The 13,047-nt window shown below is 69.1% G+C and carries 12 protein-coding genes and 3 pseudogenes; 6 read left to right on the plus strand and 9 right to left on the minus strand.

Features of this window, described 5'->3' with window-relative positions:
- Nucleotides 1-125 precede the first annotated feature (125 nt).
- Complete coding sequence (locus AB0K05_RS38930; RefSeq protein WP_364236176.1) at nt 126-2,612, plus strand: excinuclease ABC subunit UvrA; 2,487 nt, start codon at nt 126-128, stop codon at nt 2,610-2,612.
- An 84-nt stretch (nt 2,613-2,696) separates the two neighbouring features.
- Here AB0K05_RS38930 and AB0K05_RS38935 read toward each other — a convergent pair whose 3' ends face one another.
- The 6 genes and pseudogenes from AB0K05_RS38935 to AB0K05_RS38960 all read right to left on the minus strand — a co-directional run bounded on the left by AB0K05_RS38935 (nt 2,697) and on the right by AB0K05_RS38960 (nt 7,333).
- Complete coding sequence (locus AB0K05_RS38935; RefSeq protein ID WP_271276502.1) at nt 2,697-3,017, minus strand: DUF4158 domain-containing protein; 321 nt, start codon at nt 3,015-3,017, stop codon at nt 2,697-2,699.
- A 93-nt stretch (nt 3,018-3,110) separates the two neighbouring features.
- Entirely contained in the window at nt 3,111-4,334 is a 1,224-nt protein-coding gene (locus tag AB0K05_RS38940) for a hypothetical protein (protein WP_271276501.1), read from the minus strand.
- A gap of 208 nt (nt 4,335-4,542) precedes the next feature.
- Nucleotides 4,543-4,950 carry a hypothetical protein gene (locus tag AB0K05_RS38945; RefSeq protein WP_271276500.1) on the minus strand — a complete coding sequence of 136 codons (408 nt, stop codon included), beginning with the start codon at nt 4,948-4,950 and terminating at the stop codon, nt 4,543-4,545.
- Between the two features lie 44 nt (nt 4,951-4,994).
- Nucleotides 4,995-5,192, minus strand: a complete 198-nt coding sequence (locus AB0K05_RS38950; RefSeq protein WP_364236204.1) for a hypothetical protein — start codon at nt 5,190-5,192, stop codon at nt 4,995-4,997.
- 347 nt (nt 5,193-5,539) lie between these two features.
- Nucleotides 5,540-5,917: pseudogene (locus AB0K05_RS38955) on the minus strand (recombinase family protein); the annotation flags it as partial.
- Nucleotides 5,918-6,433: 516 nt separating this feature from the next.
- Nucleotides 6,434-7,333 carry a helix-turn-helix transcriptional regulator gene (locus tag AB0K05_RS38960; RefSeq protein ID WP_271276497.1) on the minus strand — a complete coding sequence of 300 codons (900 nt, stop codon included), beginning with the start codon at nt 7,331-7,333 and terminating at the stop codon, nt 6,434-6,436.
- Between the two features lie 334 nt (nt 7,334-7,667).
- Here AB0K05_RS38960 and AB0K05_RS38965 point away from each other — a divergent pair.
- The 4 genes and pseudogenes from AB0K05_RS38965 to AB0K05_RS38980 all read left to right on the plus strand — a co-directional run.
- Nucleotides 7,668-7,760 (plus strand): annotated as a pseudogene (locus tag AB0K05_RS38965) (short-chain dehydrogenase); the annotation flags it as partial.
- A 68-nt stretch (nt 7,761-7,828) separates the two neighbouring features.
- Nucleotides 7,829-8,278: an SDR family NAD(P)-dependent oxidoreductase gene (locus AB0K05_RS38970; protein WP_364236180.1), complete on the plus strand. Its 450-nt coding sequence runs from the start codon at nt 7,829-7,831 to the stop codon at nt 8,276-8,278.
- A gap of 164 nt (nt 8,279-8,442) precedes the next feature.
- Entirely contained in the window at nt 8,443-8,814 is a 372-nt protein-coding gene (locus AB0K05_RS38975) for a beta/gamma crystallin domain-containing protein (RefSeq protein WP_271276495.1), read from the plus strand.
- A gap of 549 nt (nt 8,815-9,363) precedes the next feature.
- Nucleotides 9,364-9,921, plus strand: coding sequence for a transposase (locus tag AB0K05_RS38980; RefSeq protein ID WP_364236183.1), 558 nt, complete (start codon nt 9,364-9,366; stop codon nt 9,919-9,921).
- On the opposite strand, the gene AB0K05_RS38985 is transcribed toward AB0K05_RS38980, so the two are convergent.
- Entirely contained in the window at nt 9,903-10,025 is a 123-nt protein-coding gene (locus AB0K05_RS38985; RefSeq protein WP_364236185.1) for a DUF4158 domain-containing protein, read from the minus strand. The two genes, AB0K05_RS38980 and AB0K05_RS38985, sit on opposite strands and share 19 nt — an antisense overlap.
- A gap of 369 nt (nt 10,026-10,394) precedes the next feature.
- Nucleotides 10,395-10,686: pseudogene (locus tag AB0K05_RS38990) on the minus strand (hypothetical protein); the annotation flags it as partial.
- Nucleotides 10,687-11,391: 705 nt separating this feature from the next.
- Here AB0K05_RS38990 and AB0K05_RS38995 point away from each other — a divergent pair.
- Complete coding sequence (locus AB0K05_RS38995; RefSeq protein WP_364236187.1) at nt 11,392-12,003, plus strand: hypothetical protein; 612 nt, start codon at nt 11,392-11,394, stop codon at nt 12,001-12,003.
- Here the strand turns inward: AB0K05_RS38995 and AB0K05_RS39000 are convergent.
- A complete protein-coding gene (locus AB0K05_RS39000) occupies nt 11,910-12,812 on the minus strand; it encodes an Ig domain-containing protein (protein ID WP_364236189.1) in 903 nt (300 codons plus the stop codon). The two genes, AB0K05_RS38995 and AB0K05_RS39000, sit on opposite strands and share 94 nt — an antisense overlap.
- Between the last annotated feature and the right edge of the window lie 235 nt (nt 12,813-13,047).

A 13,047-nucleotide genomic window follows, 5' to 3' on the forward strand; every position in this document is an offset into this window, starting at 1 on the left:
GGGCGCCGCCGTGCAGTGGCGTGATCGGTTTGTTCGGCATGGGTGGGGTGCGTGCCCGCCCATGCTCTGCTGTGTCGCGAGAGGATGGACGAAGGTTGACTGCGTTCGTACGGGACGTTGCGAGTATGGACGGCGAGACCATCAAGGTGGTGGGGGCTCGTACCAACAACCTGCGGGACGTGTCGGTGAGCATACCCAAGGGGCGGCTCATCGCCTTCACCGGAGTGAGCGGCAGCGGCAAGACCTCGCTGGCCATCGACACCCTGCACAACGAGGCCCAGCTGCGGTATCTGGAGGGACTTTCGCCGTTCGTGCGGCAGTACATCACCCAGCGCAATCGGCCGAAGGTCGACCGCATCCTGGGACTCGGCGCGACGCTCGCGGTCGACCAGCGCCGTCTGAACCGCAACCCCCGGTCCACGGTCGCCACGATCACCGGCATCGACGGGCATCTGGGACTGCTGTACTCGCGCCTTCCCGCGATCGACGCCGACCCGGCGGAACACGGGAACGGGCCTCTGACCACCGCTCATTTCGACCGCAATACGCCTGAAGGGAGCTGTTCGGACTGCCACGGGGTGGGCGGGCGCTGGCAGGCGCAGGAGGACCTGGTCATCACCCATCCGGAGCTTCCGCTCTTCGAGGGGGCCTCCCCTTGGTACGCGAAGTGGCGGTCGGGGGAGCACGCGTTCGTGCCCGCCCTCGCCGAGAAGCGGGGAGTGGACCTCGGCCGGCCATGGCAGTCGCTGCCTGAGGAGTTCCGTCGCTGTGTGCTGTACGGCACGGGAGAGGAGAAGATCGAGGCCACCGTCGACATGACGAACAAGAACGAGACGGCCCAGGTGACCTACACCTCCAGCCAGCCGCTGCGGGGCGCGCTCGCCGAGGTGGAGCGGGTGTTCGTGAACGCCCAGACCTCCAGCGCCAAGGAGCGCTACCTGCCGTACATGCGCAAGCAGCCGTGCGGCACCTGCGGCGGCAGCGGGTACGACCAGGTGGCACGGTCCGTGCGGCTCGGCGGGTTCACCTATCCCGACCTGATCGAGGTAGAAGTCCGGGAGGTGCGCAGTTGGGCGAAGCGCGTGGCGGACGACCTGGACGCCCGGCAGCGCGAGGTGGGTGAGCCGCTGCTGCAGGACCTGGGCCGCAGGCTCGGGGTCCTCGACCGGCTCGGCCTGGCCCATCTCCAGCTGTCGCGGAGTGCGGCGACGCTGTCCGGGGGTGAGTTGCAGCGAACCCGGCTCGCCGCTCAGCTCAGTACCGAGCTGAGCGGCCTCGTCTTCGTCCTGGACGAGCCCGGGACCGGGCTGCATCCGGCGGACAAGGCGCACCTGCTCGACATCGCCCTGGAGCTGCGCAAGGCGGGCAACACGGTGCTCCTGGTCGAGCACGACCCCGAACTGATCGCCCGGACCGACTGGGTGATCGATATGGGGCCCGGTGCCGGCCGCCTCGGCGGTGAGATCCTGGTGTCGGGACCTCCCGCCGACGTGGCCGCCCACCCGGCGTCGCTGACCGGACGCTATCTGGCCGGTGAGGGGCCGCGGCTGCGTCGGACCCGCCGTCCGATCGGTGACGGAACCCGCTGGGTGGAGCTGCACGGCCTGCGCGCCCACAACCTGACCGCCGACCTGGTGCGTTTCCCCGCCGGTCGGCTCACCTGCCTGACCGGGGTGAGCGGCAGCGGCAAGAGCAGCCTGCTCGGGGCGCTCGCGGGGAGTGCGGAGGCCGCCCTGAACGGGACGATGACCGACACGGTGCAGCAGGTGATCGGCCTGGAAGGGTTCGACTGGGTCGCCGTCGTCGATCAGGAACCACTCGGGCGGACGCCGCGCTCCAACCCGGCCACCTACAGCAAGGCGTTCGACCTGGTCCGCAAGCTGTTCGCCGAGACCGACGTGGCGCGCGGACGCGGCGTCAATGCCTCCTGGTTCAGCTTCAACACCGCGGGCGGCGGCCGTTGCGAAACCTGCACCGGTTATGGCCGCAAGCTGGTCGACATGCACTTCCTGCCGGATGTGTGGGTGGTCTGCGACGCGTGCGAGGGCCGACGCTACAAGCCGGAGGCTCTGGAGATCAGGTATCAAGGGCTGGCCATCGATCAGGTGCTGGAGCTGACCGTCGCCGAGGCTGTGGAGCGGTTCTCCCGACCCCGGCAACTCGCGGAAACCCTGGGAGCCTTGAACCAGGTCGGACTCGGCTATCTCCAGCTCGGCCAGAGCGCCACAGAGCTGTCCGGCGGTGAGGCGCAGCGGCTGAGGCTGGCCTCCGCTATCCAGCGCGGCGCCGCAGGCCGCAAGGCGGGCCTCGTCGTCCTCGACGAACCCGTCTCGGGCCTGCACCCGTCCGACATCCAGCGGGTGGTGGACGCGCTCGACGTGCTGCTCGACTCGGGCAACACCGTCGTCGTGGCCGAACACGACATCCCCGTCGCCGCGTCCGCGGACTGGGTGATCGACCTGGGGCCGGGAGCCGGTCCGGATGGGGGCGCGGTGATCGCGGAGGGCACCCCGGACGCCGTCGCGTCCGCGGACACCCCGACCGCCGGTTTCTTCCGTCGGTACGCGGCGGGCCTGCCGCTCCTGGAAGTGCAAGAAGGCGCGCGCTGCTGAGGGGCGAGGTCCGGTGCGGCCGCTGGTGGTGGAGCGGCACCCCCAAGGGGGTTTCCCGTCCGGCGGCGTGCACCTGGACCTCACTCAGCTCCTTGATCCGCCGATGCACGTCCTGCCGCTGCCGGTAGCCGTAGGCGTCCCGTCCACGCGTGCCCATACGCCCGTATCCAGCCGCTCGCCGTACCTCTTGACCCGCGACCTCAGCTGCTCGGCCAGATAGTCCACCACCGGCCACGGCACCGCTGGCGGAAGCCCTTTGTACCGGACCGTCCAGATCTGGACGGCCACGCCCAGGCGATGGGAGTCCTGGCGCGATTCGGCGATCACGCCGAGCCGAGATGAATGCGCATCGAAACCAGGCGTCACGTTCCCCTCAAGATCATTCTCAGGGCCAACCCCGACCATGGCAGGCGTCACCCCGCCGAAATGGGCTAGCCGTTGCGGGGTGACGCGCTCGGGCTCATGGCAGTGGCCCGGCGCCGGACGGCGAAGACACCCTCAGCCGAGCCGCAGCTCCGCCGCGACCGCCCGTTCCCGCAGCTGCGCGGCCTCGGCGCGGGCCGCCTCCAGCTCGGCACGCAAGTCCTCCAGCCTCGACCGCTCCACCCGCAGCTCCAGCAGCGCCTGGTCACGCTGCCGCACCGCGGCGGCGGCCTCCTTCTCGACCCGCTCCCGCTCCCGCCGCACACTCTTCTCGACCTTGGCCGTCTCCGTCTCCGCGGCCTTGCGCGCCCGCGCCACCTCGACGTCCGCCGTCGCGCGCGCCTGTTCGGCCGCCTGCCTGGCCACGGCGGCCTCGTTCAGGGCGATGGCCCGCTCCCGCTCGGCCGCCGCCGCCGAGCGCTCGGCGCTCTCGGCACGCGCGACGGCCCGGTCACGCTCCTGCCCCGCCGCCTCCGCCCGGGCCAGCGCCCCCGCGACGTCCCGTTCGGCCTGCTCACGGGCGCGCACGGCCGCCGCCGTCTCCTCACGGGCGCGATCACGCTCCGCCACCGCCCGCTCGACATCCTGACCGGCCCGTACGGTCTGCGCCCGCGCCTCCTCAGCCCTGACCTCGGCCGCCTCCACCCGCTCGGCCAGCTCCTGAACGGCCTGGTCGCGGGCCCGCTCGGTCATCTCGACCCGGCGGAGCGCCTCCTCGGCCCGCTGATCGGCCGCCTCCGCGCGCCGGCCCGCCTCCTCGGCCGCCTGGAGCGCCTGGCGTTCGGTGCTCGCCGCTTCCCGCAACGCGGCCAGCGCCTGCTCGCGCGCCCGCTCGGCGTCGGCGAGCGCGGTGTCGCGCTCGGCCTCGGCTTCCTCCGTGCGCGCCCGCATCTCCTGGGCCTGCCGCCGCGCGTGCTCGGCCGCCTCACGGGCCAGCCGCACCTGCTCGAACGCCTGCTCCCTCTCGGTACGCGCGATGGCCACCCGGGTGTGCGCCTCGGCCTGAACGGCACTGATCCGCGCCTCGACCCCCGCCGGGCTCAGCTCGTCGGCCAGCGCCCTGGCCAGCGGCTCGATGGCCGCCGACAGACCGGTCTCCATACGCTCGTACAACTGCTCGGCCCTGGCCAGCGCCCCTTCCAGCCCGGGCGTGGCCCGCCGCAACTCCCGCTCCCGTTTCGCGGCGGCCTGGCAGTCACCGTCGGGACAGTATTCCTTCGGCCTCCCTCTCCCTCGCCTCTGCTCGATCGGCGCACCGCAGTGCTTGCACGGCGTCACCACCATGTCGGTTTCCGTCACGCCAGGATCCTAGCATTATTGATTTTCTGGAAAACAGTATCCGGAAAATCAGTTCTGTTGCGTACGAGACGAGCACAGGTTACTTGCGAGAAGGCAACATTCCCGCAAGTAACTATCCGAGACGACTCCCTTCATGTCCCGGAACTCATGTGCCGCGCAGGCTGAATGTCAGCGGAAACGCTGAGCTGTGACAACCGACGACGCAGACCTATGGCATTGAGAACCCCTTCGTATAGCCAGCATCCTGCGGTTTCAAGGTGCCACACACCGTCGAGCCCAGGCGGGAGTTCCACAGGTGCGCCAGGGAGGCACCGATTCCGCTCTGGCGCTGGTGCTGGCGGAGACGCTGGTATCCCAGATCACCCTCGTGCTCGAACAGGCGGTTCAGCTGCCGGGTGGCCTCGGCGGCCGCCGCGGCTGAATCGGGGAGCACGGTGAAGATGACCAAGGCCTTCATCGCGCTCAGGACCACCTTGGCCTTGGCCAGTTCGTCTTCCTTGAGCAGGAGGGTGTCCCACAACTCGATGATCTCGTCGTATCGCCGGGCGGGGGAGCCGATGAGCGCGTCCAGTTCGTCGCTGTCGAGGTTGGTGCACCTCTTGCCTGCGGTGCTCACGGGCACATCCTCCTGGTGATCGGGGCTGATACGGGGCGTGCTGGTCAGCGGCCCGGTGGTGGCTGCTGGGCGGTGGAAATGCGAGTGGCGTACACCCGGTAGGCCTTGCGTTCGGCCGGCCCGGCGCCCTCGGCGGCGAAGGCTGTGCTCTGTTGCAGCGCGGCGTGGTGGAGTTCGAGCGGCACGATGAGGCGGATGGAGTAGCCCTTGCCGCGGCGGATGATCCGCCCCCAGATGAGCATCTTGCGGATGGTGTCGTCGCCGACGGCCCGCAGGGGTCGGCGAGCAGGCCAGGCACGTCGAGCGTCACGGGCGTGTCCGCGGCAGGGCCCGACGGCTCCTCGGGAACGGACAGCGCGTCGAACTGGTCGGGGAGTCGGCGGGCGTGAGCGGCGTCCAGGCCGCGGCGGATGGTCTTGGGCGCGACGTGATGCTCGCGGGCCAGGGCCTTGACGGCGGCGCCTTGAGAGTAGGCGGTGACGACCTCGGCGGCCTTGTCCGCAGGGAGCGCGGTCGGGCGGCCGAAAGTCTTGCCGGAGGCCTCGGCGGCGGCGACGCCCTGGCGGGTGTTCTCGCTGATCATGTCCCGCTGGAACTCCAGCACCGAGGCCAGCACGTTGACCATCATCTTGGTGCCGGGATCATCGGCGGCCAGATCGATCCCCGACAGCAGCCCGGACTCCACCCGCAGGTGCAGGCCGCGGCGGAGGAGGACGGGCCGCAGGGCCAGGATGTCGGCGACCGAGCGAAACAGGCGGGCGGCGTCGGCGATGCGGATGGTGTCGCCGACTGCGGCCTCGTGCAGCAGCTTGGTGAACCCCGCCCGGTCCAGGGAGAGCTGGCGGCTGGAGGTGGCCGGGTCCTCGTAGACGGGGGCGCCGGAGGCGATCAGCGCGGCCAGGGCGTGCCGCCGGCGGGCGTCGGTCTGCTTGTCGGTGGAGTGTCGCAGGTAGACGCGGTCGGCCATGTCCGATCAGGTTCCTTCCCCGCAGGGTGGCCCGGGAGGTGTCCGGCGGGCTCTGATGCCACTTTGGGGGGCGAAAAGGAGGGGCGGAAGTGGGGATCGGATCTGATTGGATCGGCGTCCGGTTTCGGCAGGTCGGGGCGCTGGGTCCTGATTGGATCAAGCTAGGGGGCGTAGTCGGTCGATTGCGCCCCCGCTCGCCATCGGCTTGGCACGGCGGGGATCACGCTCTCGTCGTGCCGCCCCTGGGAGATCGTTTCTCGAAGCACACCTGGACCTCGATGATGACAGGCGTCGCCGTGGCTATCTGGGGTTGTTCGCATCTTTTCGCAGGGCCGGGAGATGTGATCTTGCCAGGCACGTAAAGGCACGTTGGCTGGCATGCTGGCATGCTGGGGTGAACGCGTGTTCAGGTCGTGGTGATGTTAGTTCGATGCCTGTCCGCGGGGCCCGGTCAGCGCAGCGGCTCGCCGTAGCTATAGGTGCCCGAGCTGCAGGCCGTGAGCAAGTCGGCGCGCTTCAACGCGGCTGGCTGGTGGGGTGTGCCGGCTGGGTGGCTGCCAGGCTGGTCAGGAGCTTGAGCCGCTCTTCGGAGGTGCTGCCCGGTTCCGTGGTGTAGATGGTGAGGTCGTACACTGTCCGGCTGGAGATGGGCAGGTCAAGGGACTGGTAGGTCAGCTCCAGGTCGCCGACCTGCGGGTGCCACAGCCGCTTGCCGCCAGCGTGGCGGATGCGCACGTCGTGGGCGGCCCACTGGCCGCGAAACGCGGTGCTGAGCGTGGACAGCTCGCCGACGAGGTCGCGTAGCGCCCGGTCGTGGGGCTCGCGTCCGGCCTCGGCGCGCAGCAGCGCGGCGCTGATGGCGGTGGCCGTGTCCCAGTCGGCGAAGAACCGCTGGGAGCCCGGGTCGAGGAAGATGTAGCGGGCGAGGTTGGCGCGGCCGTGCCGGGTGGTGGCAGGGCTGTCGAAGACCGGCGCGAGCAGGGCCCGAGCCAGCGCATTGTGGGCGACGATGTCCTGGCGGCCGTTGCGTACGAACGCCGCCGACATCGTCATGGAGTCCAGCAGCCACTGGACGCGCGGCGGGACCTGGACGTCCTTGCGGCGCGAAGGTGCGCGGCGGGCGGGCCGGGCGGCCTGGGCCAGGTCGAACAAGTAGGTGCGTTCGTCCTGGTCCAGGCGAAGGGCCTGGGCGACCGCGTCGAGTACCTCTTGCGATACGCCGCTGATGTGGCCCTTCTCCAGCCGGGTGTACCATTCGGTGCTCACACCGGCCAGCAGCGCGACCTCCTCGCGGCGCAGCCCGGGGACTCGGCGCCGACCGCCGGTGGGCAGCCCGACCTGCTCCGGAGTGAGCTTCGCGCGCCGGATGGCGAGGAAATCCCGGATCTGGTCGCGGTTGTCGGGCCGGTCGTCCATGCTCCCACGGTAACCGGAGGGTTCGCGCAGGCGCCGACGGTAAGGGGGTTGAGCTTATCCCCCCTATAAATGCGCTCTGTCTCGCGCCCGGCCAGGCGGGTTTCCTGGGATCAGCGAATCGAACGCGACCTGCGACACGGAGATGGACCCTGTCCGACCAGCTTTTGTAGTGGTGATCGGGCCGCCCATCGCCGTCGACGCCCTCCTGTGATGCACCACCAGGACCTCCAGCACCCGGGAGTATGACCATGACCGGCGAGACCGTACTGATCACGGCGCGACCAGCGGCATCGGCGCCCACACCGCACGATTGCTCCTCGACCGCGGCCACCGCGTGGCCGTCACCGGCCGCGACGAGACCAAACTCAAGTCCTTCCTCGACGAGACCGGCCACCCCGACCGGCTGCTCGGCATCATCGCCGCCGCCGCCGACTGGCCGGCCACCCAAGCCGCCGTGAGCCGCACCGTGGCACACTTCGGCGCCCTGCACCCGCGGTGGCCAACTTCGGCTTCATCCCCGCCGACCACCCACGCACCGTCGCCGACGGCGACCCGGAACCGTGGGCGCCCATGGTCCTCACCAACGTCCTCGGCCCCGCCCTGCTGGCCAACGCCGCCCTGCCTCACCTCGAGACCACGGGCGGGCGGCTGGTGCTCATCGGCAGCGTCGCCGGCCTGAAGAACAGCCCCGCCAACCTCTACTCCGCCACCAAATGGGCCGTCACCGGCATGGCCGAGAACCTGCGGATGTACGCCACCAGCCGCGGCGTCGGCGTCACGCTCGTCAACCCCGGCGTGACCGACACCGCCTTCTGGCAAGGCGGAGTCCCGCCCTTCGCCCTGTCCCCCGAGCCCATCGTCAAGGCCATCTGCTTCGCCCTCGGCCAGCCGGCCGACGTCGACCTCAACACCCTGACCATCCGGCCGGTCGGCCAGCCCGTCTGAGGCAGATCTGACACCCTGTGGCATCGCAGCCGGTCGTGAGCCGTGGTGTTCGTATCGGAAGCGAGACAGCCACCCCGGCAGGTGGCCAGAGATCTCCTGGTCAAGTCTGCGGATAGTCCGGCTCCATTTCCACCGCATGAATCTCACCTGCAAAGGAGAAGTCCATGAAACGCATCGCCAAGCGCGCGGCCCTGGCCACTCTGGCGTCCGTCGCGATGACGGCCTCACTTGCCGTCGTCCTCCCGACGGCGGCGTACGCGATCGATGAGGTCCCGTGCGGCGACCGGACCGACCTCGTGCGCGCCACAATCCACGCAACCAGCAGCTCGTCAGTCGACTACTGTTACGCCAACGCCGGAGAGGACATGTACGCCCTGAACATCTGGTGGGTCACCCGGATCTCGACCGGTAACAACCGCGTCCAGTGGTACGGGGACGGGAGGTGGCAGCCGGCTCAGCCGATCCCGAAGTGGACCGTGTTCACCTGGCCGAACCATCCCGGTGGGGTCCGCATCCAGGGGATCAGGATCCTCTGAACTGCCGGCGATATCGGGGCGGCGATCCTGCCCGATCGCCGCTCCGGCCGGCAAGGCCCCGGGGCACAGCCCCGGGAAAGCCGGGCTCCCACATTGAGGTCGCGAGTTCGCGTCACCGCCACTGACATCAACTGGCTCTGGCTCACTCACGATGATCAGCTACTCAGGGTGAGCTCGGCGAGAGGATCCCGGTGCTGTTTCTCGTTATCGCGATCTTGTAACGGACCCCACACGGAGATGGCCGCTCGTCAACGATCTGGTTTGTCGAGAACCTGATCACCATACGAGCGGCCGTGGGGATCATTGTGTTGCATGCTTCGGCAGGTGAGAACGCCTGCTGCCTTCGTTTGCTCTGCCCCGCGCTGCGGGAGATGGATGTCCTCAATGTTGAGGACCTCGGTGACACCATGCTGATCGCGGCGCGCACCGTGGCGAGTGAAGCCCCATGCCCGAAGTGTGGGCTGCCCTCGGCCCGGGTGCACAGCCGGTATCGCCGGACTGTTATGGGATCTGGCGACGGGCGGGCGGCCGGTCAAGGTCGAGCTGGAGGTGCGCCGCTTCTTCTGCGGCGAACCCTCTTGCGACCGAGAGATCTTCGCCGAGCAGGTCGGCGGGCTGACCCAGCGGCATGCCCGTCGCAGCACCGCCCTACGCACTCTTCTCACCTCGATCGCGATAGCACTTGCCGGGCGAGCCGGTGCCCGCATGGCCTACCTGGTCGGCGTGCCGGCCAGCCCATCCACGCTGCTACGGACACTGCGGGCGTTGCCCGATCCCGAGATAGGGAAGGTCACAGTGCTGGGCGTCGACGACTTCGCGAAGAAGCGCGGACACTCCTACGGCACCGCCCTGGTGGACATGGACACCCACCGTCCTATCGATCTGCTGGACGGCCGGACCGCCGATGACCTGGCCACGTGGCTGAAGGACCATCCCGGGGTGCAGGTGATCTGCCGAGACAGGGCCGGCTCCTACGCCGATGGCGCCTGTGCGCCGCTCGGTGTACTGGCTGATCTGCGAGACATCCTCGATCCCGAGTTGCTCGCCGAGGTACACCAGCACCTCATCGGGCACATCCAGCGGGTCGGTCAGAAACGCCCGACGTAGCGGGCTGTCGTCAGCTGGAGGGCGAAGCCGAGGCGGGCGTGTGTCCCATGCCGCTCGGCGATCAGCGCCCGATCCGCGTCGTCCAGGTAGAAGAACCGCTCCAACTCCGCCTGCGACGGAGCACCGAGAAACGGCCGTACGCGGCCGCCTCACCATCACTCAAGAACTCAACCGGCATAGACGCCGAAGGTTGGGCGGTCCTGGCAAGCAGGACGAGCGGAGGATCAAATAGTTAGCTGTAGCCACCCGCTAACGGGACTTTTCGTTCGGATGCTCGTCATGCCCCGTCACCTCCTAGTACTCCAGCCGCATTTAGTGATCGATGAGTCGTCGCTGCCGTTGGTAATGGCAGCGGCGGGCGCGGGTCTGATGCCGACGTCGCCACCGTGAGCAGCGGATCCGGTGGCTGGCGGGGTGCCGGGGCTGGGCGAGGTGGGCGTGCAGACGCCGGATCTCGTTGACGGTGAGCGGGATCAGCTCGCCGGAATCGTCACCGTTCGTACTGTCAGGTCGTGATCGTCCCGGTCGGCAGGGCCCCTATGTGGCCAGGCCCGAAAAAGTCTCTCCCTGTGCTGATGGCCTGTTGCGCCGGGCGGGCCAGCGGCGAGGAAGGCCAGGTGAGCGTGGGCGACCACGGCCAACGTGACGTGCCGATACCAGACCAGGTGCTTGCGGACCTGATAGTGGTCCAGTCCGACCTCGTTTCTTGGTGGCCTGGAAACACTCCTCCACGCTCCACCGCGATCCGGCCACCCGTACCATCTCCGGCCCGTGCACGCCGAGCTGGTGCGCGAGGTGCACACCGAGACCACCGTCCGCACCCCCACGCGCGTGGAGACCCGGCTGGAGCGGCAGCCGCCGAGCACCGCCCGCGACTGGGTCGAGCACCTGGCTGTGCTCCGGGCAGCTGCGCGCCAGCGGGGAGCTGGCCGCCCGGCACTGGGATCACCGCAAGCTGTGCCACGCCTTGATGGAAGCTCTCGTGGCACTGGGAGAGGCGCATCCGGGCGGACTGGACGAGCTGGCGGCGCGGCGCTGAAACCCCCTTACGCTTTCGTCCCGGATGTAGCAGGCAAGAGCGGAAATGGACCAAGGTATCTCCCCGCCGGATACGACCTCCGACCAAGATCGGATGCCGCCTTTTGTCCTGTCCGGGGGAGCCCTGCGACGTCCGGCTTACCTTGCGATCGATCTTGCGACGTCCGGAGTAACTCTGCATCCGACGTGCTGGGCGTTCGGACCTACGTTGGGCTATCCGCGCAGTTCGCGGCACAGCCGCTCTGAAGACTTCATCGGGAACAAACACACGCCGCCGCAGCGCCTGTCCTCGTGGCGATGACAGATCTGCCATCGCCACGAGGACGTCGGGGCGCGACCGAGGGGGACGTGACCGTGCGGCCTGTCTACGACCTGACCCGTCCTTAAGACGCCGGTGCCTTCCTCAGCGAGGAGAGCCCGAACACGCGCTTCGTGCCGTCCGGGAACGCCGCGCGCGACGCCGGGAAGGTCACCAACGTCCACCAGCTCACCAACCCGTACCGCTTCCACGACAGTCCCCGGCCGTCCGGCGATGAGGCCCTGGCCGCGCTGACCCTGCTCGCCGAGTTGGGGTTCGGCTTCTTCGGCACGATCGCCGCGCGGAGCGTGCGCGGCGCCCAGGCCGCCGCGGCCGCCGTCGTCGTCGTCGTCGAGGAGCTGACCGGCAGTACGGTGACCGGATGGGACCCGGACGAGTCCAGCCGCTCCATCAACGGCACATCGTCGTGCTACCCCGTGCACCAGGTTGACCGCCCGGCCGTCGTCCTGCCCGAGCCGCGCCAGACCCGCGGCGAGGGCGCCGCTCGGGACGGCAGATGTGTTCACAGCGTGTGTCACGGGTTGCTCCTCTCCTACCCGCACCGAGCGGGATCGGGGAGGAGGACCGACCCGGGACCGCAGACAATACGCGCCGTCGCCTTTCCGACAGAGTTTCCGTTGGGGGCGGAAGATCAGCATCTGGGGCAGATGGCCTCGCGCCGGACGCGCCAGGTGAAGGTGGTGCTTGCCTGGCCGCCGCCGACGGCCGTGACCGTGACGTTGTAGATTCCTATCGAGGGCGTGCCGGTGATCAAGCCGGTCGTCGTGTCGATGGTCAGCCCGGGCGGCAGATCGGTCGCCGACCAGGTGTAGGACCCGCTCCCGCCGGTGGCCTGCATCTGCAGCATCACGCTGTCCGCCGGGAGGCGCGTGCTCTGGGTGCCCGGGTTGACGACCGTCATCGCCGGCGGGGGCGTGGGCATATCCGGCGGCGGGCAGTCGAGCCATACCGGATCAGACCCCGTCGATCCGGTGATGAACTCCGGAGACCCCGACAGGTATTGGACCGTGGCGGTCGCCCGGCCCGAGTAATAGCCGGACTCGCACAACTCGCCCGGGGTGGGGGCGCCGAGGCCGAACAGGGGGACCAGGGTGGTGTACTGCCAAACATCGGTGCGGCCGCTCACGGTTACGCCGGGGCCGGCGACCAGTCCGTGGTAGAGCAACTCCACGGTGAGGTCGATGCGGCGCACTGGACCGTCGCACTGGACCGTCGCGCTGTAGTTGACGGTCTTGTTGTCGGTCTTGCTCGGTGGGCTGCCCGGCGAGACCCACCAGCAGACGTGGCCGTCGGGAAGGTCGGCGGATGCCGGGGTGGCGTCGATGCGGCGCGCTGGACCGTCGCACTGGACCGTCGCGCTGTAGTTGTCGGTCTTGCTCGGTGGGCTGCCCGGCGAGACGTACCAGCAGTTGTGGCCGTCGGGAACGGCGGCGGATGCCGGGGTGGCCAGGCCCAGGGATGCGATGGAGAAGGCAGCTGCGACCAGGGCCAGGAGGATGCGGGATAAATTGCGATACCACAGATTCACACGCATCGCTGGATGTTCTCACGGGACATCAGCGTCGACAATGGGTGAGCCCGGGTGTGGACGGTCAGGAATTTCTCCAGGTGGGCGGCCAGCCTGATCCAGGCTGGCGGCCATGAAATCTCCAGGTAGACGGACACGTAAAGTCTAGGTGGACGGTCAGGTGAGAGGGACGACACCCTTTCCGGCGAGTGCTTCGGCCAGGCGATGGGATTCACCGCTGGTCTCGACCATGTGGGCGTGG

The sequence above is a fragment of the Nonomuraea sp. NPDC049486 genome (genome assembly GCF_040676925.1).
Taxonomy (GTDB): Bacteria; Actinomycetota; Actinomycetes; order Streptosporangiales; family Streptosporangiaceae; genus Nonomuraea; species Nonomuraea ferruginea.